The sequence below is a fragment of the Streptomyces mauvecolor genome (assembly GCF_039532965.1).
Lineage (GTDB): Bacteria > Actinomycetota > Actinomycetes > Streptomycetales > Streptomycetaceae > Streptomyces > Streptomyces violascens.
This window is the reverse complement of record NZ_BAAASQ010000045.1, coordinates 16,950-36,448: the sequence shown is the minus strand read 5'-3', so window position 1 is coordinate 36,448 and position 19,499 is coordinate 16,950. Positions and strand designations below refer to the sequence as shown.

Below are 19,499 nucleotides of genomic sequence, written 5' to 3'. Positions count from 1 at the left end.
TGAGGGGCACCTATGGGACTCGAAGAGAAACTGCCTAGCGGCTTCGTACTGACCACTGTTGAGCAGGCCGCGGGCTGGGTGCGCAAGGCGTCCGTCTTCCCCGCCACCTTCGGCCTGGCCTGCTGTGCCATCGAGATGATGACGACCGGCGCGGGCCGTTACGACCTGGCCCGCTTCGGCATGGAGGTCTTCCGCGGCTCCCCGCGCCAGGCCGACCTGATGATCGTGGCCGGCCGGGTCAGCCAGAAGATGGCGCCGGTCCTGCGGCAGGTCTACGACCAGATGCCGAACCCCAAGTGGGTGATTTCCATGGGGGTTTGCGCCTCATCGGGCGGAATGTTTAACAATTACGCAATTGTTCAGGGTGTTGACCACATTGTCCCGGTAGATATCTACCTGCCCGGTTGCCCACCCCGGCCCGAGATGCTGCTCGACGCCATCCTCAAGCTCCACCAGAAGATCCAGGGCTCCAAGCTCGGGGTCAATCAGGAGGAGGCGGCCCGCGAGGCGGAGGAGGCGGCCCTCAAGGCGCTCCCCACCATTGAGATGAAGGGGCTGCTGCGGTGAGCTCTCCCGACACTCCGGACACCCCCGAACAGAACGGTGTGCCCGCCCAGCGCGACGACACCGGCGAGGTCATCGGCGTACGCAAGGGCATGTTCGGCGCCGCGGACGGCGGTGACACCAGCGGCTACGGCGGTCTCGTACGCACCGTCACGCTGCCCGGCGCCTCCTCGCGGCCCTACGGCGGTTACTTCGACGAGGTCGCCGACGAACTCGAAGGCGCCCTGGAGGAGCAGGACCTGCTGCCCGAAAACGCCATCGAGAAGACGGTCGTCGACCGCGGCGAGCTCACCTTCCACATCGCCCGCGAACACCTCGTGCGCGTCGCCCGCACCCTGCGCGACGACCCCGCCCTGCGCTTCGAGCTCTGTACGGGCGTGAGCGGCGTCCACTTCCTGGGGGACAAGGGGCGTGAGCTGCACGCCGTCTACCACCTGCGCTCCTTGACCCACGGCCGGCTGATCCGGCTCGAAGTGAGCGCCCCCGACAGCGACCCGCACATCCCCTCGCTCGTCGAGGTCTACCCGACCAACGACTGGCACGAGCGCGAGACGTACGACTTCTTCGGCCTCGTCTTCGACGGTCACCCCGCCCTCACCCGGATCATGATGCCGGACGACTGGCAGGGCTTCCCGCAGCGCAAGGACTACCCCCTCGGCGGCATCGCGGTCGAGTACAAGGGCGCCCAGATCCCGGCTCCGGACCAGCGGAGGTCGTACAGCTGATGTCCACATCGAACGGAACGTCGCACGCTTCTGCCCGCGAGACCACCGAGGGACCCGTATATACGGTCACCGGCGGAGACTGGGACGAGGTCGTCCAGTCCGCGGCCAAGGCCGACGACGAGCGCATCGTCGTCAACATGGGCCCCCAGCACCCCTCCACGCACGGCGTGCTCCGGCTGATCCTGGAGATCGAGGGCGAGACCGTCACTGAAGCCCGTTGCGGAATCGGTTATCTGCACACCGGCATCGAGAAGAACCTCGAATTCCGCACCTGGACGCAGGGCACCACCTTCGTCACGCGCATGGACTACCTGACGCCGTTCTTCAACGAGACGGCGTACTGCCTCGGCGTCGAGAAGCTCCTCGGCATCACCGACCAGATCCCCGACCGGGCCTCGGTCATCCGGGTCCTGCTCATGGAGCTCAACCGGCTCTCCTCGCACCTGGTCTGCATCGCCACCGGCGGCATGGAACTCGGCGCGACCACAATCATGATCTACGGCTTCCGCGATCGTGAACTCATTCTCGACATCTACGAGCTGATCACCGGCCTGCGCATGAACCACGCGTTCATCCGCCCCGGCGGACTCGCCCAGGACCTGCCCGCGGGTGCGGTGGACCAGCTCCGCGAGTTCGTGAAGACCATGCGGAAGAACCTGCCGGAGTACGACAAGCTCGCCACCGGCAACCCCATCTTCAAGGCCCGCATGCAGGACGTCGGCTACCTCGACCTCACCGGCTGCATGGCACTCGGCGCCACAGGACCGATTCTGCGCTCGGCCGGTCTGCCGCACGACCTGCGCAAGACCGATCCGTACTGCGGTTACGAGGACTACGAGTTCGACATCCCGACCGCCGACAGCTGCGACTCCTACGGCCGCTTCCTGGTGCGCCTGGAGGAGATGCGCCAGTCACTCAGGATCGTCGAGCAGTGCCTGGACCGGCTCGAGCCGGGACCGGTCATGGTCGAGGACAAGAAGATCGCCTGGCCCGCGCAGCTCGCGCTCGGCCCGGACGGACTCGGCAACTCCCTCGACCACATCAAGAAGATCATGGGCACCTCGATGGAGTCCCTGATCCACCACTTCAAGCTGGTGACCGAGGGCTTCCGGGTCCCCGCCGGACAGGCCTACGTGGCCGTCGAGTCGCCCAAGGGCGAACTCGGCGTCCATCTCGTCTCCGACGGCGGAACCCGCCCCTACCGGGTCCACTTCCGCGACCCGTCCTTCACCAATCTGCAGGCCATGGCGGCCATGTGCGAGGGCGGCCAGGTGGCCGACGTCATCGTCGCCGTCGCGTCCATCGACCCCGTGATGGGAGGCGTCGACCGGTGACAGACATCCAATTGGGCATGCCTCAACTGCCCCCGCCCGGCTACCCGGCCGATGTACGCGCCCGGCTCGAAGCGGACGGCAAGGAGATCGTCGCCCGCTACCCCGACAGCCGCTCCGCGCTGCTGCCGCTGCTCCACCTCGTCCAGGCCGAGGAGGGCTTCGTCTCGCGCACCGGCATGGCCTTCTGCGCGGACCTGCTGGAACTGACGACGGCCGAGGTCACGGCCGTCGCCACCTTCTACTCCATGTACCGGCGCAAGCCCTCCGGCGACTACCAGGTCGGCGTCTGCACCAACACGCTGTGCGCGGTGATGGGCGGCGACGCCATCTTCGAGGAGCTGAAGGAGCACCTGGGCGTCGGCAACAACGAGACGACCGAGGACGGCAAGGTCACCCTCGAACACATCGAGTGCAACGCCGCCTGCGACTTCGCACCCGTCGTGATGGTCAACTGGGAGTTCTTCGACAACCAGACCCCCGAGAGCGCCAAGCGCCTCGTCGACGACCTGCGCGCCGGCCGCCAGGTCGAACCCACCCGGGGCGCGCCCCTGTGCACATACCAGGAGACCGCGCGCATCCTCGCGGGCTTCCCCGACGAGCGGCCCGGCGCGGTGGCCGCGACCGGCGGCGCGGGACCTGCCTCGCTGGCCGGCCTCAGGCTCGCCAGGGGCGAGACGCCGGGAGCCCGCGTGGTGCACCCGCGCGGCGAGGAGCCGCAGGACGGGCACCCGGTCAACGAGGAGGGGGAGTGATGACCTTGACAACCGAGATCGCAGGAAACGGGAACGGGAGCAGCCCCGAGAAGCTCCTGGTCCCGGTCCTCTCCGCGTTCTGGGACCAGCCGGAATCCTGGACGCTGGACACCTACCGGCGCCACGACGGCTACGAGGGGCTGCGCAAGGCGCTCGCCATGACGCCGGACGACCTCATCGCGTACGTCAAGGACTCGGGCCTGCGCGGCCGTGGCGGCGCGGGCTTCCCCACCGGGATGAAGTGGCAGTTCATCCCCCAAGGGGACGGCAAGCCGCACTATCTGGTGGTCAACGCCGACGAATCGGAGCCCGGGACCTGCAAGGACATCCCGCTCCTGTTCGCCAACCCGCATTCCCTCATCGAGGGGATCGTGATCGCCTGTTACGCGATCAGGTCGTCGCATGCCTTCATCTATCTACGGGGCGAAGTCGTCCCCGTACTGCGGCGCCTGCACGAGGCCGTGAAGGAGGCCTACGCGGCGGGCTACCTCGGCAAGAACATCCTGGGCCGCGGTCTGGACCTCGAACTCACCGTGCACGCGGGCGCGGGCGCGTACATCTGCGGCGAGGAGACCGCACTCCTGGACTCCCTCGAAGGCCGTCGCGGCCAGCCCCGGCTGCGACCCCCCTTCCCCGCGGTAGCCGGTCTGTACGCGTGCCCCACTGTCGTCAATAACGTGGAATCCATCGCGTCGGTTCCCGCGATCCTGCACCGCGGAAAAGACTGGTTCAAATCGATGGGAAGCGAGAAGTCGCCCGGCTTCACGCTGTATTCGCTGAGCGGGCACGTCGCGGGCCCCGGCCAGTACGAGGCGCCGCTCGGCATCACACTGCGCCAGCTGCTCGACATGAGCGGCGGGATGCGGGCCGGCCACCGGCTCAAGTTCTGGACGCCGGGCGGCTCCTCCACCCCGATGTTCACCGACGAGCACCTCGATGTGCCGCTGGACTACGAGGGCGTGGGCGCGGCCGGGTCGATGCTCGGCACCAAGGCGCTCCAGTGCTTCGACGAGACCACCTGCGTGGTGCGGGCGGTCACCCGCTGGACCGAGTTCTACGCCCACGAGTCCTGCGGCAAGTGCACACCGTGCCGTGAAGGGACGTACTGGCTGGTCCAGTTGCTCCGCGACATCGAGGCCGGCCAGGGCTCGATGGACGACCTCGACAAGCTGAACGACATCGCCGACAACATCAACGGCAAGTCGTTCTGCGCCCTCGGCGACGGCGCCGCCTCGCCGATCTTCTCCTCGCTGAAGTACTTCCGCGACGAGTACGAGCAGCACATCACGGGCAAGGGCTGCCCCTTCGACCCCGCCAGGTCCACCGCCTGGGCGGACGACAGCACGGAGGTGAACGCATGACTGTGACGACGAGTAGCGCTTCCTCCGGGGGCGGCGAGGCGGCCGTGCCGCCGGAGGACCTCGTCTCGCTGACCATCGACGGCATCGACATCAGCGTCCCCAAGGGCACGCTGGTGATCCGAGCCGCCGAACAGCTCGGCATCGAGATCCCCCGGTTCTGCGACCATCCTCTGCTCGACCCGGCCGGCGCCTGCCGCCAGTGCATCGTCGAGGTCGAGGGCCAGCGCAAGCCGATGGCGTCCTGCACCATCACCTGCACCGACGGCATGGTCGTCAAGTCCCAGCTCACCTCGCCGGTCGCCGAGAAGGCCCAGCGCGGAGTGATGGAACTCCTGCTGATCAACCACCCGTTGGACTGCCCGGTCTGCGACAAGGGCGGAGAGTGCCCGCTGCAGAACCAGGCCATGCAGGTCGGTGACACGGATTCGCGTTTCGAAGGCAAGAAGCGCACCTATGAGAAGCCGGTCCCGATCTCCACCCAGGTGCTCCTGGACCGCGAGCGCTGCGTCCTGTGCGCGCGCTGCACCCGGTTCTCCAACCAGATCGCCGGCGACCCGATGATCGAGCTGATCGAGCGCGGCGCGCTCCAGCAGGTCGGCACGGGCGAGGGCGACCCGTTCGAGTCGTACTTCTCCGGGAACACCATCCAGATCTGCCCGGTCGGCGCGCTGACCTCGGCGGCGTACCGATTCCGCTCCCGGCCCTTCGACCTCGTGTCGTCGCCGTCGGTGTGCGAGCACTGCGCGGGCGGCTGCGCGACCCGCACCGACCACCGGCGCGGCAAGGTCATGCGGCGCCTGGCGGCCGACGACCCCGAGGTCAACGAGGAGTGGATCTGCGACAAGGGCAGGTTTGGATTCCGGTACGCGCAGAAGGCGGACCGTCTGACGACGCCCCTGGTGCGCGACTCCGAGACCGGTGAGCTCCAGCCGGCCGGCTGGCCCGAGGCCCTTGAGGCGGCCGCCGCCGGACTCGCCGCCGCGCGCGGCCGGGCCGGGGTGCTCGCCGGCGGCCGGCTGACCGTCGAGGACGCGTACGCCTACGCCAAGTTCGCGCGGATCGCCCTCGACACCAACGACGTCGACTTCCGGGCCCGTGTGCACTCCGCCGAGGAGGCCGACTTCCTGGCGGCCCGGGTCGCCGGTCACGGCCGGGACCTCGACGGGCGCGGCGCCACCTACACCTCCCTGGAGAAGGCACCGGCCGTCCTGCTCGCCGGGTTCGAGTCCGAGGAGGAGGCGCCCGGCGTCTTCCTGCGGCTGCGCAAGGCCTGGCGCAAGCACGGCCAGCGCACCTTCTCGCTCGCCACCCACATGTCCCGCGGCCTGCAGAAGACGGGCGGCACGCTGCTGCCCGCGGCGCCCGGCACCGAGACCGAGTGGCTGGACGCGCTCGCGGGCGGCGTCGGCCTGGACACGGCCGGCATGAAGGCGGCCGAGGCGCTGCGCTCCCCGGGCGCCGTCCTCGTCGTCGGCGAGCGGCTCGCGGCCGTGCCCGGCGCGCTGACCGCCGCCGTACGCACGGCCGCGGCGACCGGCGCCGACCTGGTGTGGATCCCGCGCCGGGCCGGCGAGCGCGGCGCGGTGGAGGCGGGTGCGATCCCGTCGCTGCTGCCCGGCGGCCGCCCGGCCACCGACCCGCGCGCCCGCGAACAGGTCGCATCGGCCTGGGGCGTACGCGAACTCCCGCACCGCTACGGGCGCGACACCGGCCAGATCGTCGAGGCCGCGGCCACCGGCGAGCTGGGCGCGCTGCTCGTCGCGGGCGTCGACCCGGCGGACCTGCCGGACCCGGCGCGCGCCCGCGAGGCCCTCGCGGAGGCCTTCGTGGTCAGCCTGGAGCTGCGGCCCACCGAGGTCACCGCCCACGCGGACGTGGTCTTCCCGGTCGCGGCCGTCGCCGAGAAGCCCGGCACCTTCCTCAACTGGGAAGGCAGGGCCCGCCTGTTCGAGGCCGCGCTCAAGCCGGAGCAGCTGACCCGCACTCCGGCGCCCACGGACGCGCGCGTGCTGCACATGCTGGCCGACGCGCTCGACGTCCATTTCGGGCTGCCCGATGTCCGCGCCGTACGGGGCGAGATGACGCGGCTCGGCACCTGGGACGGGCCGCGCGCGAGCGAGCCCCTGGAGTCGGCGCAGGCGCTGCCGAGGCCCGGCGAGGGCGAGGCGGTGCTCGCAGGACACCGGATGCTGCTCGACCAGGGCTCGCTCCAGGAGGGCGACGAGGCGCTCGCCGGAACCCGGCACGCGGCCGTGGCCCGGCTCTCCGCGACCACCGCGGCCGAGTCCGGCGTCAAGGACGGAGACCTCCTGGAGGTCACCGGACCGTCCGGCAGCGTCCGACTCCCCCTCCAGGTCAGTGAGATGGCCGACCGGGTGGTGTGGCTGCCGATGAACTCCGTCGGCGGCGGAGTCACCGCCGACACCGGCGCGGTCCCCGGCCAGGTCGTCCGCATCGGCCCGGCCGTTACGGAAGCCCCCTCGGAGGTGGTGGAGGCGTGATCACGCTCGCTGCGGAGGACCTCTCCCTGTTCGGCCGCGACCCCTGGTGGCTCGTCGTCGTCAAGGCCGTCTTCTGCTTCGCGTTCCTGATGGTGACCGTGCTGTTCTCCATCGTGTGGGAGCGCAAGGTCGTCGCCTGGATGCAGCTGCGCATCGGCCCCAACCGGCACGGCCCCTGGGGCATGCTCCAGTCGCTCGCCGACGGCATCAAGCTGATGCTGAAGGAAGACGTCATCGTCAAGCGGGCCGACAAGGTCGTCTACGTCCTCGCCCCGATCATCGCCGCGATCCCGGCGTTCATGGCGATCGCCGTGATCCCGTTCGGGCCCTCGGGCAACGAGGTGTCGATCTTCGGCCACCGCACCACGATGCAGCTCACCGACCTGCCGATCGCCATGCTGTACGTCCTGGCCGTGGCTTCGGTCGGGATCTACGGCATCGTGCTCGCGGGCTGGTCGTCCGGTTCGACGTATCCGCTGCTCGGCGGTCTCCGCTCGTGCGCGCAGATGATCTCGTACGAGATCGCCATGGGCGCGGCGTTCGCCTCGGTCTTCCTGTACTCGGGGTCGATGTCGACCTCGAAGATCGTCGAGGCGCAGGGCGACCGCTGGTACATCGTGCTGCTGCCGGTCTCCTTCATCATCTACATCATCACGATGGTCGGCGAGACCAACCGCGCCCCGTTCGACATGCCGGAGTCCGAGGGCGACCTGGTCGGTGGCTTCAACACCGAGTACTCGTCCATCAAGTTCGCGATGTTCATGCTCGCCGAGTACGTCAACATGGTCACCGTCTCGGCCGTCGCGGTCACCCTCTTCCTCGGCGGCTGGCGCGCGCCCTGGCCCATCAGCACCTTCTGGGCCGGCGCGAACCACGGCTGGTGGCCGATGCTCTGGTTCGTCATCAAGGTCCAGCTGCTGCTCTTCTTCTTCATCTGGCTGCGCGGCACCCTGCCCCGGGTCCGCTACGACCAGCTGATGAAGCTCGGGTGGAAGGTCCTCATCCCGGTCTCCGTGGTCTGGCTGATGCTGGTCGCGACCGTGCGGGCGCTGCGCAACGACGGCTACGACTTCTCGAAGATCGTGCTGTACGTCGGAGGCGCGGTCATCGTGGTGCTGCTGCTCTCCTTCGTCGCGGACATCTTCCGCGGCAAGAAGGAGGCCGAGGAGGCGAAGGCGCCGCCCGCGGCCTTCGACCCGATGGCCGGCGGATTCCCGGTACCCCCGCTGCCCGGCCAGACCCTTCCGCCCGTACCCCGCCGACGGCCGCGCCAGGAGCGCGAGTTGATTGTCAGTGGCGGGGTCGATACTGAGAGTGACCGAGAAGGAAGGGAGGACGACGGTGTCTGAGTCATCGACCGGTAAGTCGGGGAAGCCCGGAGAGTCGGGGAAGCCCGGGGAGCCGGGGGAGAAGTTCCTCAACCCCGTGGCCGGCTTCGGCGTGACCTTCAAGGCCATGTTCAAGAAGCGGCTGACCGAGCAGTATCCGGAACAGCAGAAGACCACCGCGCCGCGCTTCCACGGCCGCCATCAGCTCAACCGGCATCCGGACGGCCTGGAGAAGTGCGTCGGCTGCGAGCTGTGCGCCTGGGCCTGTCCCGCCGACGCCATCTATGTGGAGGGCGCGGACAACACGGACGAGGAGCGCTACTCGCCGGGCGAGCGCTACGGCCGGGTCTACCAGATCAACTACGCCCGCTGCATCCTGTGCGGCCTGTGCATCGAGGCCTGCCCGACCAGGGCGCTGACGATGACCAACGAGTTCGAGCTGGCCGACTCCTCGCGCGAGAGCCTGATCTACACCAAGGAGCAGCTGCTCGCCGGGCTCGACGACACCATGGTCGACACCCCGCACGCGATCTACCCGGGCATGGATGAGCAGGACTACTACCGGGGCCTGGTCACCGAGGCCGCGCCCGGCACCGTCCGGCAGGTGGCGCTCAGCAAGGGGGAGCGGCCCCAGGAGGGCGCCTCGACCTTCGGTGAGGACGAGCCCGCCTCCAGCAAGGTGGTGGGGGCATGAGCGCGCCCACCGAACTGCTCGCCGCGGCCGCCTCGCACACCTCGACCGGTGAGGCCTTCCAGTTCTGGGTGCTCGGCACGGTCGCCGTGATCGGCGCCCTGTGCACCATCCTCATGAAGAAGGCCGTGCACAGCGCGCTCTGCCTGGCCGGAACCATGATCATCCTCGCGGTCTTCTACCTCGCCAACGGCGCGTACTTCCTGGGCGTCGTCCAGATCGTCGTCTACACCGGCGCGATCATGATGCTGTTCCTCTTCGTCGTCATGCTGGTCGGCGTCACGGCCGCCGACTCGCTGAAGGAGACGATCAAGGGCCAGCGCTGGTGGGCCGCGGCCTGCGGGCTCGGCTTCGGGGTGCTCCTGATCGCCGGCATCGGCAACGCCTCGCTGAAGAGCTTCAACGGACTCGGCCAGGCCAACGCCAACGGAAACGTCGAGGGTCTTGCCACCCTCATCTTCACCAAGTACGTCTTCGCCTTCGAGATCACCGGCGCCCTGCTGATCACCTCGGCGGTCGGCGCGATGGTGCTCACCCACCGGGAGCGCACCGAGCGCGCCAAGACCCAGCGGGAGATGTCCGAGGAGCGCGTACGCGGCAAGCACCTGCCCCCGCTGCCCGCCCCCGGCGTCTACGCCCGGCACAACGCGGTGGACATCGCGGGCCTGCTCCCCGACGGCACGCCCTCCGAGCTCACCGTCAACCAGACGCTGCGCGGCCGCGGCCAGATCCGTGACGTGTCCAGCGAGGCGCTCGCCGACCTCAAGGCCCTGGAGCAGCGCTCCGAGGAACGGCTCGGCCGGGACGAGGAGGCGGTCAAGTGAATCCGGTCAACTACCTCTACCTTGCAGCCCTGTTGTTCACCATCGGCGCCGCCGGAGTGCTCATCAGGCGGAACGCGATCGTGGTCTTCATGTGCGTCGAGCTGATGCTCAACGCCTGCAACCTCGCGTTCGTCTGCTTCTCCCGGCTGCACGGCAACCTCGACGGCCAGGTCATCGCGTTCTTCACGATGGTCGTCGCCGCCGCGGAGGTCGTCGTCGGGCTCGCGATCATCGTGTCGCTCTTCCGTTCCCGCCACTCGGCCTCGGTCGACGACGCCAGCCTGATGAAGCTGTAAGGGGTCGCTGAATCGTGGACAACCTCATTGCGCTGCTCATCGCGGCGCCTCTGCTCGGAGCGGCCGTACTGCTGTGCGGCGGACGGAGACTGGACGGGATCGGCCACTGGCTGGGCACGCTGCTGGCGGGCGCGTCCTTCGTCCTCGGCGCGGTGCTCTTCCTCGACATGCTGGACCGCGCGGCCGGCCACCGGACGGTGACCAAGCACCTGTTCAGCTGGGTTCCGGTCGAGGGCTTCCAGGCCGACGTCGGCTTCCAGCTCGACCAGCTCTCGATGACCTTCGTGCTGCTGATCACCGGTGTGGGCACGCTGATCCACATCTACTCGATCGGCTACATGGAGCACGACGAGAACCGCCGCCGCTTCTTCGGCTACCTCAACCTGTTCCTCGCGGCGATGCTGCTCCTGGTCCTCGCCGACAACTACCTTCTGCTGTACGTCGGCTGGGAAGGCGTGGGCCTCGCGTCCTACCTGCTCATCGGCTTCTGGCAGCACAAGCCCAGCGCGGCGACCGCCGCCAAGAAGGCCTTCCTGGTCAACCGGGTCGGCGACATGGGCCTGTCCATCGCCATCATGGTGATGTTCACGACGTTCGGCTCCTTCGCCTTCCCCGCCGTCCTCGGTGGTGCGGACGGCGCGAGCTCGGGACGCAACACCGCCATCGGCCTGATGCTGCTGCTCGCCGCCTGCGGCAAGTCGGCGCAGGTGCCGCTGCAGTCCTGGCTCGGCGACGCGATGGAGGGCCCGACACCGGTCTCGGCCCTGATCCACGCGGCGACCATGGTGACCGCGGGCGTCTACCTGATCACGCGCTCCGGCGCGGTCTTCAACGCGGTGCCCGACGTCCAGACGGTCGTCGTGATCGTCGGCGGGGTCACGCTCCTGTTCGGTGCGATCGTCGGTTGCGCCAAGGACGACATCAAGAAGGCCCTGGCCGGCTCGACGATGTCGCAGATCGGTTACATGATCCTGGCCACCGGCCTCGGCCCGATCGGCTACGCCTTCGCGATCATGCACCTGGTGACGCACGGCTTCTTCAAGGCCGGGCTCTTCCTCGGGGCGGGCTCGGTCATGCACGGCATGAACGACGAGGTCGACATGCGGAAGTACGGCGGTCTGCGCAAGTACATGCCGGTCACCTTCGTCACCTTCGGCCTCGGCTACCTCGCCATCATCGGCTTCCCGGGCCTGTCCGGCTTCTTCTCCAAGGACAAGATCATCGAGGCGGCGTTCGCCAAGGGCGGCACCGAAGGCTGGATCCTCGGCGCGGTCACCCTGCTCGGCGCCGCGATCACCGCGTACTACATGACGCGCGTGATGATCCTGACCTTCTTCGGCGAGGAGCGCTGGAAGCACGCGAAGACCCCCTCGCCGGACCAGCCGGGCGTGGAGCCCGCCGCCGAGACGCACGGCGCCCACGACGAGCCGCACCCGCACGAGTCCCCGAAGTCCATGACGATCCCCATGATCGTGCTCGCCTTCGGCTCGGTCTTCGCGGGCGGCATCTTCGGCATCGGCGACCGGTTCGTGAAGTGGCTGGAGCCGATCACGTCCTTCAGCCACGGCGACTCGCCGGTGGGGGAGTGGACGGTCACCGCAGCCACCATCGTCTGCCTGCTGATCGGCGTGGGCCTTGCCGTCGCGCAGTACGGCCGCAAGCCCGTCCCGGTCGTCGCCCCGCGCGGCTCGCTGCTCACCAGGGCCGCCCGCCGCGACCTGCTCCAGGACGACTTCAACCACGTCGTCCTGGTGCGCGGCGGCGAGCACCTCACCCGCTCGCTCGTCTACCTCGACCACAGCCTGGTCGACGGAGTCGTCAATGGAACCGCCGCCTCGGTCGGCGGGCTCTCCGGCCGGCTGCGCAAGCTGCAGAACGGCTTCGCCCGCAGCTACGCGGTCTCGATGTTCGGAGGTGCTGTGGTGATCATCGCCGCGACTCTGCTGATGAGGGCGGTGTAACGCAATGTCCTTCCCCCTCCTTACCGCGACGGCGGCGCTCCCGGCGCTCGGCGCGATCGCGACCGCGGCCGTCCCGGCGGCCCGGCGCACCGCCGCCAAATGGCTGGCCCTGCTGGTCTCGGTCGGCACTCTGGCGCTGGCCGCGATCCAGCTCGTACGGTTCGAACCGGGCGGCGACCGCTACCAGTTGACCGAGTCGCACGCCTGGATCAAGGACTTCGGAGTCCGCTACGAACTGGGCGTGGACGGTATCGGCGTCGCCCTCATCGGGCTCACCGCGCTGCTCATCCCGTTCATCATCGCGGCCGGCTGGCACGACGCCGACCCCCTGGAGACCAATAGCAGCCGCTGGCGGCCGACGCAGGGCTTCTTCGCCCTGATCCTGGCCGTCGAGGCGATGGTGGTGCTCTCCTTCGAGGCCACCGACGTCTTCCTCTTCTACATCCTGTTCGAAGCCATGCTCATCCCGATGTACTTCCTCATCGGCGGCTTCGGCGACCGGGCCGCACCGTCCCAATACGGCGCTGCCGCGCCGGGGCAGGGCGACGAGGCGGCGGCGACCCAACGCTCGTACGCGGCCGTCAAGTTCCTGCTCTACAACCTGGTCGGCGGGCTGATCATGCTGGCCGCGGTCATCGGCCTGTACGTCGTGGCGGGCTCGTTCTCGCTGAGCGAGATCGCCGCGGCCCGCGCGAGCGGCTCGCTCCACATGGCGACCAACACCGAACGACTGCTGTTCCTCGGCTTCTTCTTCGCCTTCGCGGTGAAGGCCCCGCTGTGGCCGCTGCACACCTGGCTGCCCAACGCGATGGGCGAGGCGACCGCGCCGGTCGCCGTGCTGATCACCGCGGTCGTCGACAAGGTCGGCACGTTCGCGATGCTGCGCTTCTGCCTCCAGCTCTTCCCGGAGGCCAGCAAGTGGGCGACGCCGGTGATCGTGGTGCTCGCCGTGATCAGCATCATCTACGGGGCGCTGCTCGCGGTCGGCCAGCGCGACATCAAGCGCCTGGTGGCGTACGCGTCGATCTCGCACTTCGGCTTCATCATCATGGGCATCTTCGCCATGACCAGCCAGGGGCAGTCCGGCGCCACGCTCTACATGATCAACCACGGGATCTCGACGGCCGCGCTGATGCTGGTGGCCGGCTTCCTGATCTCGCGGCGCGGCTCCCGGCTCATCTCGGACTACGGCGGCGTGCAGAAGGTCGCCCCGGTGCTCGCCGGCACGTTCCTGATCGGCGGCCTCGCCACCCTGTCCCTGCCGGGCCTGGCTCCCTTCGTCAGTGAATTCCTGGTCCTGGTGGGCACGTTCAGCCGCTACCCGGTGGCCGGAGTGATCGCGACCCTCGGCATCGTCCTGGCCGCGCTCTACGTCCTCGTCCTCTACCAGCGGACGATGACCGGACCGGTCAAGGCCGGGGTTCAGGGCATGCCGGACCTCAAGGTCCGTGAACTGCTCGTGGTGGCCCCGCTGATCGCGCTGCTGATCTTCCTCGGGGTCTACCCGAAGCCGCTCACCGACATCGTCAACCCGGCGGTGCGGCAGACCATGTCGGACGTACAGAAGAAGGACCCCAACCCGGTGGTGGAGGCGGCCAAGTGAGCTCATCAGCTGTCCACAGCCTGTGGACCACGGCGGCCGAAGGCAAGCTGGACAAGATCCCCGCGCCGCACATCGAGTACGCCCAGCTCGCACCCACGCTGATCGTGGTGGGCGCGGCGATCGTCGGCATCCTGGTGGAGGCCTTCGTCCCGCGCCGCAGCCGCTACTACGTGCAGGTGTTCCTGTCGGTGGTCGCGCTCGCCGCCGCCTTCGCGGCGGTGGTCGGCCTCGCGGCCGGCGGCTACGGCACGACCAAGGCGCACATCGCGGCCATGGGCGCGATCGCGGTCGACGGCCCGGCGCTCTTCCTCCAGGGCACCATTCTCCTGGCCTCCATCGTGGCGATCTTCACCTTCGCCGAACGTCGTCTGGACCCGGTGGCGCACGGCAACAGGGTGGACTCGTTCGCCGCTCAGGCGGCCTCGGTGCCGGGCAGCGACAGCGAAAAGGCCGCGGTCAAGGCCGGGTTCACCACGACCGAGGTCTTCCCGCTGGCCCTGTTCGCGATCTCCGGCATGCTGGTCTTCCCGTCGGCGAACGACCTCCTGACCCTGTTCGTCGCCCTTGAGGTCTTCTCCCTCCCCCTCTACCTGCTGTGCGCGCTTGCCCGCCGCAAGCGGCTCATGTCGCAGGAAGCGGCGGTCAAGTACTTCCTGCTCGGCGCGTTCTCCTCGGCCTTCCTGCTCTTCGGCATCGCGCTCCTGTACGGCTACGCGGGCTCCGTCTCGTACGCCACGATCGCCGACGTCGTCAGCGGCTCGGTCCAGAACGTGGACCCGGCCCTTGCCGGGACCATGGGCAACGACGCGCTGCTGCTCATCGGCGGCGCGATGATCCTGATGGGCCTGCTGTTCAAGGTCGGCGCGGTGCCGTTCCACATGTGGACGCCGGACGTCTACCAGGGCGCGCCCACTCCGGTGACGGGTTTCATGGCGGCGGCCACGAAGGTGGCGGCCTTCGGCGCGCTGCTCCGCCTCCTGTACGTCGTCCTGCCCGGCATGAGCTGGGACTGGCGGCCGGTGATGTGGGGCGTCGCGATCATCACGATGCTGGGCGGCGCGGTCGTCGCGATCACCCAGACCGACATCAAGCGGCTGCTCGCCTACTCCTCGATCGCGCACGCCGGGTTCATCCTGGCCGGTGTCATCGCCACCAACGCGGACGGCATCTCGTCGGTGCTCTTCTACCTGGGGGCGTACTCCTTCGTGACGATCGGCGCGTTCGCGGTGGTCACGCTGGTGCGGGACGCGGGCGGCGAGGCGACGCACCTGTCCAAGTGGGCGGGCCTCGGCCGGCGTTCGCCGCTGGTGGCGGCGGTCTTCGCGGTCTTCCTGCTCGCCTTCGCGGGCATCCCGCTGACGTCCGGCTTCTCCGGAAAGTTCGCCGTGTTCAAGGCGGCGGCGGAGGGGGGTGCGGGGGCGCTGGTCGTGGTCGGTGTGGTGTCCTCGGCGGTCGCCGCGTTCTTCTACATCCGGGTGATCGTGCTGATGTTCTTCAGCGAGCCGAAGGCGGACGGGCCGACGGTGGCGGTGCCGTCGCCGTTGACCATGACGGCGATTGGGGTGGGGGTGGCTGTGACGCTGGTGCTGGGTGTGGCGCCGCAGTACTTCCTTGATCTTGCGCATAGCGCGGGGGTCTTTGTGCGGTAGGGGAGTTGGGGGTGGGGGATTCCCCACCCCGCCCCTTCCCGCTCTGACACTCTGCGGCTCCGCCGCGTGGCCTCCGGGGGTGGGGACGGAGGGGAAGGTCCGTTTCCCGGGGCTGCGCCCCAAACCCCTGCGGGGGCCGCGTCCCCTGGACCCCTTCCTGGGGCGTGGCCAGGGCGCCCCGCCCGGGCTCGGGCGGGGCTGGTCCAGGGCTTGTCCAGCAGGGCTAGTCCATGGCTGCCAGGACGGACAGGACTCCCTCGCCCCACGTCGCGAGTTTCTTCTCGCCCACCCCGCCAATCGTGCCCAGCTCATCCAGCGACCCGGGCCGAACCGTCGCGATCTCCCGCAACGTCGCATCATGGAAGATCACGTACGCCGGAACCCCCGCCTCCTTAGCCTGCGCCCCCCGCCAGGCCCGCAGCGCCTCGAAGACCGGAAGCGCCTCGGCCGGCAGGTCGGCCGCCGCCGCGGCGGGCTTCTTCGAGGCGCTCCGCGCCGCCGCCCGCACCGTCTTCTCCGGCTCGGTCCGCATCCGGACCTCGCGCTGCCCGCCGAGCACCTGTCCGCTCGCCTCCGTCAGGACCAGCGTCCCGTACTCGCCCTCCACCGCGAGCAGGCCCAGCGCGAGCAACTGCCGTACCACGCCCCGCCATTGGGGCTCGGACAGGTCTTCGCCGATGCCGAAGACGGACAGCGCGTCATGGTCGAACTGGATGATCTTCGCGGTCCTGCGGCCGAGCAGAATGTCGATGATCTGGCCCGCGCCGAACTTCTGGCCCCGCTCGCGCTGAAGCCGTACGACGGTGGAGAGGACCTTCTGCGCGGCCACCGTGCCGTCCCACGTCTGCGGCGGGGTCAGGCAGGTGTCGCAGTTGCCGCAGTTCTCGGCCGTGGCCTCCTGGCCGAAGTACCCGAGGAGCTGGGCCCGGCGGCACGAGGCGGTCTCGCAGAGCGCCAGCATCGCGTCCAGGTGGGCGGCCGCCCGGCGCCGGAACGCCTCGTCGCCCTCGCCGCCCTGGATCAACTTCCGCTGCTGGACTACGTCTTGGAGCCCGTACGCCATCCAGGCCGTCGAGGCGAGGCCGTCACGCCCGGCGCGACCGGTCTCCTGGTAATAGCCCTCGACCGACTTCGGCAGGTCGAGGTGGGCGACGAAGCGCACGTCCGGCTTGTCGATGCCCATGCCGAACGCGATGGTCGCCACCACGACCAGGCTGTCCTCCCGCAGGAAGCGGGACTGGTTGACGGCGCGCGTCCCGGCGTCGAGGCCCGCGTGGTACGGGACGGCCTGCACCCCGTTGTCGCTCAGGTACTGCGCGGTCTTCTCCACGGAGGCCCGCGAGAGGCAGTAGACGATGCCCGCGTCCCCGTCGTGCTCCTCCTTGAGGAACGTCAGGAGCTGCTTCTTCGGGTCGTTCTTCGGCACGATCCGGTACTGGATGTTCGGACGGTCGAAGCTCGCCACGAAATGGCGGGCGTCCGGCATGCCGAGGCGCTGGGTGATCTCGCGGTGGGTGGCGTCGGTGGCGGTCGCGGTGAGCGCGATGCGCGGTACGTCCGGCCAGCGCTCGCCGAGCAGGGACAGGGCGAGGTAGTCGGGGCGGAAGTCGTGGCCCCACTGGGCGACGCAGTGCGCCTCGTCGATCGCGAACACGGAGATCTTGGCACGGGCGAGCAGGTCGAGCGTGGCCTCCACGCGGAGCCGCTCGGGCGCCAGGTACAGCAGGTCGAGCTCGCCGGCGATCAGCTCGGCCTCGACGGTGCGGCGCTCGTCGAAGTCCTGGGTCGAGTTGATGAACCCGGCGCGCACGCCGAGCGCGCGCAGCGCGTCCACCTGGTCCTGCATGAGCGCGATGAGGGGGGAGACCACGACGCCCGTGCCGGGCCTGACCAGGGCGGGGATCTGGTAGCAGAGCGACTTTCCGCCGCCGGTGGGCATGAGGACGACGGCGTCGCCGCCTGCCACTACGTGGTCGATGACCTCGCCCTGTGCTCCGCGGAAGGACTCGTATCCGAAGACGCGGTGCAAGGTCTGGAGGGCCTCGGTCTCCGCGTCCACCGTGTGCGTCCCGCCCGTGCCGTTCATCGCTCTGTCCCCCGTACTGGTCCGTCTGCTGCCTCACCGTTCACCCTCGCAACGATAGGCGTCCCCGCCGACACCCCGAGAGTTATCCACAGCCCTGGCCGGATTCCTCCTGGGCGGGGGGCGCTGGGGCTCCGCCCCAGACCCTGTTGCGGCCCCTCCCCACCCCTTCCCTGGACCCGCCGGGGGTGTGGGGTGGGCTGAGGTCCGTCCCCCGGGGGCTCCGCCCCCGGACCCCCGCTCCTCAAACGCCGGAGAGGCTGAGTGTGCGAGCGTTCGGCTGCAGACCGTGGACGGCTGGTCGCGCAGTTCCCCGCGCCCCTAGCAGGATCGATAGCGGCAGCACCGGTATCTTCAGCCCGTCATGGGGGTCCCCCTGGCGTTTAAGGCCTTGGGGGAGTTTGAGGACGAGCGCCCTCAAGGCGCGAACGGGGTCTGGGGCAGAGCCCCAGGAACGCCCTCCCCCTTCCCCCCGGAGGGTCTCAGGAAGGGGCGGGGAGGGGATGACTCAGCGCGGTGGAGTGATGCGGCCCCTCACCTCGCCCAAGCCCACCCGCACCCCGTGCGCCCCCGGTGCCCACGCCGTCAGGGTCACCTCGTCGCCGTCCTCCAGGAACGCCCGCTTGCCGGTCGGCAGCTCCAGCGGCTCCGTGCCGTTCCAGGTGAGTTCGAGGAGCGAGCCGCGCTGGTCGCGCTCGGGGCCGCTGACCGTGCCCGAGCCGTACACGTCCCCGGTACGCAGCGACGCGCCGTTCACCGTCATGTGGGCCAGCTGCTGCGCCGCCGTCCAGTACATCGAGGCGAACGGGGGCTCGGCCACGACCGTGCCGTTGATCGACACCGTGATGCGGAGGTCGAACCCGCCCGGGACCTCCTCCGCGGAGTCGTCCAGGTAGGGGAGGAGGGGGAAGTCGCGGGCCGGGGGAGAGACCCTGGCCGCCGCGAGGGCCTCCAGCGGGGTCACCCACGCCGACACCGACGTCGCGAAGGACTTGCCGAGGAATGGGCCCAGCGGCACGTACTCCCAGGCCTGGATGTCCCGCGCCGACCAGTCGTTCAGGAGGAACAGGCCGAAGACGTGGTCGTCGAAGCCGTTCAGTCCGACGCGGGAGCCCAGCTCCGAAGGCGTGCCTACGACGAAGCCCACCTCTGCTTCGATGTCCAGCTTCACCGAGGGGCCGAAGACGGGAGCCGGATCCGTCGGGGCCTTGCGCTGGCCCTGGGGGCGGGGCACCTCCGTGCCCGAGACCACGATCGTGCCGGAGCGGCCGTGGTAACCGATCGGCAGGTGCTTCCAGTTGGGGGTCAGGGCCGCGCCGTCGGGGCGGAAGATCTGGCCCACGTTCGTGGCGTGGTGCTCGCTCGCGTAGAAGTCGACGTAGTCGGCGACCTCGTAGGGCAGGTGCAGTTCGACGTCGGAGAGCGGGTGCAGCAGGGGCTCGACGACCGGGCGGTGGGCGGGCACCGTCACCCAGGCGGTGAGCGCCCGGCGTACATCGCGCCAGGCCGTGCGCCCCGCCGCGAGCAGCGGGTTGAGGCTCGGCTTGGCGAGGAGCGCCGCGTACGGGGAGCCCAGCGCGTGCGCCGCCGCCCCCGCGTCCAGGACGTGGTCGCCGATGCGGACGCCAACCCTCCGGTCGGCCGGGCGGTCCGGCGTGGAGAAGACGCCGTACGGGAGATTGTGCGGGCCGAAGGGGTCGCCCTCGGCCAGTTCGAGCGGGCTCTGCTCGGACATCGGTGCCTGCCTCGCTTTCCACGGTTTGTGGGTCACACGTTACGTCGGCGGTGCGCGGGGCGGCAGTGCCTAAAGAGTTCGTAATGTCCGGA

At 69.5% G+C, this 19,499-nt stretch carries 15 protein-coding genes; 13 read left to right on the top strand and 2 right to left on the bottom strand.

Features of this window, described 5'->3' with window-relative positions; all coding sequences use genetic code 11:
• Window positions 1-12 precede the first annotated feature (12 nt).
• The 13 genes from ABD346_RS35380 to nuoN all read left to right on the top strand — a co-directional run bounded on the left by ABD346_RS35380 (window position 13) and on the right by nuoN (window position 15,589).
• Window positions 13-567, top strand: coding sequence for a NuoB/complex I 20 kDa subunit family protein (locus ABD346_RS35380; protein ID WP_100578785.1), 555 nt, complete (start codon window positions 13-15; stop codon window positions 565-567).
• Window positions 564-1,289, top strand: coding sequence for an NADH-quinone oxidoreductase subunit C (locus tag ABD346_RS35375; protein ID WP_344380421.1), 726 nt, complete (start codon window positions 564-566; stop codon window positions 1,287-1,289). Before ABD346_RS35380 ends, ABD346_RS35375 begins: the two co-directional genes overlap by 4 nt.
• Window positions 1,289-2,623, top strand: a complete 1,335-nt coding sequence (locus ABD346_RS35370) for an NADH-quinone oxidoreductase subunit D (protein WP_344380420.1) — start codon at window positions 1,289-1,291, stop codon at window positions 2,621-2,623. The genes ABD346_RS35375 and ABD346_RS35370 overlap by 1 nt, the downstream gene beginning before the upstream one ends.
• 17 nt (window positions 2,624-2,640) lie before the next feature.
• Window positions 2,641-3,375 (top strand): NADH-quinone oxidoreductase subunit NuoE, encoded by a 735-nt coding sequence (gene nuoE / locus ABD346_RS35365; protein WP_344380419.1) that lies wholly within the window; start codon window positions 2,641-2,643, stop codon window positions 3,373-3,375.
• On the top strand, window positions 3,375-4,736 hold the full coding sequence (gene nuoF / locus ABD346_RS35360; protein ID WP_344380418.1) for an NADH-quinone oxidoreductase subunit NuoF: 1,362 nt from the start codon (window positions 3,375-3,377) through the stop codon (window positions 4,734-4,736). Before nuoE ends, nuoF begins: the two co-directional genes overlap by 1 nt.
• Window positions 4,733-7,237: an NADH-quinone oxidoreductase subunit G gene (locus tag ABD346_RS35355; protein WP_344380417.1), complete on the top strand. Its 2,505-nt coding sequence runs from the start codon at window positions 4,733-4,735 to the stop codon at window positions 7,235-7,237. The genes nuoF and ABD346_RS35355 overlap by 4 nt, the downstream gene beginning before the upstream one ends.
• Complete coding sequence (gene nuoH / locus ABD346_RS35350) at window positions 7,234-8,586, top strand: NADH-quinone oxidoreductase subunit NuoH (RefSeq protein ID WP_344380416.1); 1,353 nt, start codon at window positions 7,234-7,236, stop codon at window positions 8,584-8,586. The genes ABD346_RS35355 and nuoH overlap by 4 nt, the downstream gene beginning before the upstream one ends.
• 76 nt (window positions 8,587-8,662) lie before the next feature.
• A complete protein-coding gene (gene nuoI / locus ABD346_RS35345; RefSeq protein WP_381224744.1) occupies window positions 8,663-9,259 on the top strand; it encodes an NADH-quinone oxidoreductase subunit NuoI in 597 nt (198 codons plus the stop codon).
• Window positions 9,256-10,080, top strand: a complete 825-nt coding sequence (locus tag ABD346_RS35340; protein WP_344380414.1) for an NADH-quinone oxidoreductase subunit J — start codon at window positions 9,256-9,258, stop codon at window positions 10,078-10,080. Before nuoI ends, ABD346_RS35340 begins: the two co-directional genes overlap by 4 nt.
• Window positions 10,077-10,376, top strand: a complete 300-nt coding sequence (gene nuoK, locus ABD346_RS35335) for an NADH-quinone oxidoreductase subunit NuoK (protein ID WP_053728780.1) — start codon at window positions 10,077-10,079, stop codon at window positions 10,374-10,376. The genes ABD346_RS35340 and nuoK overlap by 4 nt, the downstream gene beginning before the upstream one ends.
• 14 nt (window positions 10,377-10,390) lie before the next feature.
• Window positions 10,391-12,337 (top strand): NADH-quinone oxidoreductase subunit L, encoded by a 1,947-nt coding sequence (gene nuoL, locus ABD346_RS35330; protein WP_344380413.1) that lies wholly within the window; start codon window positions 10,391-10,393, stop codon window positions 12,335-12,337.
• 4 nt (window positions 12,338-12,341) lie between these two features.
• The gene (locus ABD346_RS35325; RefSeq protein ID WP_344380412.1) at window positions 12,342-13,940 is read left to right on the top strand and encodes an NADH-quinone oxidoreductase subunit M; all 1,599 of its coding nucleotides are present in this window, start codon (window positions 12,342-12,344) and stop codon (window positions 13,938-13,940) included.
• Window positions 13,937-15,589 carry an NADH-quinone oxidoreductase subunit NuoN gene (gene nuoN, locus ABD346_RS35320; protein WP_344380411.1) on the top strand — a complete coding sequence of 551 codons (1,653 nt, stop codon included), beginning with the start codon at window positions 13,937-13,939 and terminating at the stop codon, window positions 15,587-15,589. Before ABD346_RS35325 ends, nuoN begins: the two co-directional genes overlap by 4 nt.
• A 223-nt stretch (window positions 15,590-15,812) precedes the next feature.
• Here nuoN and recQ read toward each other — a convergent pair whose 3' ends face one another.
• Both recQ and fahA read right to left on the bottom strand, forming a co-directional pair.
• Entirely contained in the window at window positions 15,813-17,675 is a 1,863-nt protein-coding gene (gene recQ / locus ABD346_RS35315; protein WP_344380410.1) for a DNA helicase RecQ, read from the bottom strand.
• 505 nt (window positions 17,676-18,180) lie between these two features.
• A complete protein-coding gene (gene fahA / locus ABD346_RS35310; RefSeq protein ID WP_344380409.1) occupies window positions 18,181-19,407 on the bottom strand; it encodes a fumarylacetoacetase in 1,227 nt (408 codons plus the stop codon).
• Between the last annotated feature and the right edge of the window lie 92 nt (window positions 19,408-19,499).

Bases quoted from the DNA above. Each gene is read 5' to 3' on its own strand.
- ABD346_RS35380 (WP_100578785.1), top strand. From the start codon at position 13: ATGGGACTCGAAGAGAAACTGCCTAGCGGCTTCGTACTGACCACTGTT.
- ABD346_RS35370 (WP_344380420.1), top strand. From the start codon at position 1,289: ATGTCCACATCGAACGGAACGTCGCACGCTTCTGCCCGCGAGACCACC.
- nuoE (WP_344380419.1), top strand. From the start codon at position 2,641: ATGCCTCAACTGCCCCCGCCCGGCTACCCGGCCGATGTACGCGCCCGG.
- nuoF (WP_344380418.1), top strand. From the start codon at position 3,375: ATGACCTTGACAACCGAGATCGCAGGAAACGGGAACGGGAGCAGCCCC.
- ABD346_RS35355 (WP_344380417.1), top strand. From the start codon at position 4,733: ATGACTGTGACGACGAGTAGCGCTTCCTCCGGGGGCGGCGAGGCGGCC.
- ABD346_RS35340 (WP_344380414.1), top strand. From the start codon at position 9,256: ATGAGCGCGCCCACCGAACTGCTCGCCGCGGCCGCCTCGCACACCTCG.
- ABD346_RS35325 (WP_344380412.1), top strand. From the start codon at position 12,342: ATGTCCTTCCCCCTCCTTACCGCGACGGCGGCGCTCCCGGCGCTCGGC.
- recQ (WP_344380410.1), bottom strand. From the start codon at position 17,675: ATGAACGGCACGGGCGGGACGCACACGGTGGACGCGGAGACCGAGGCC.
- fahA (WP_344380409.1), bottom strand. From the start codon at position 19,407: ATGTCCGAGCAGAGCCCGCTCGAACTGGCCGAGGGCGACCCCTTCGGC.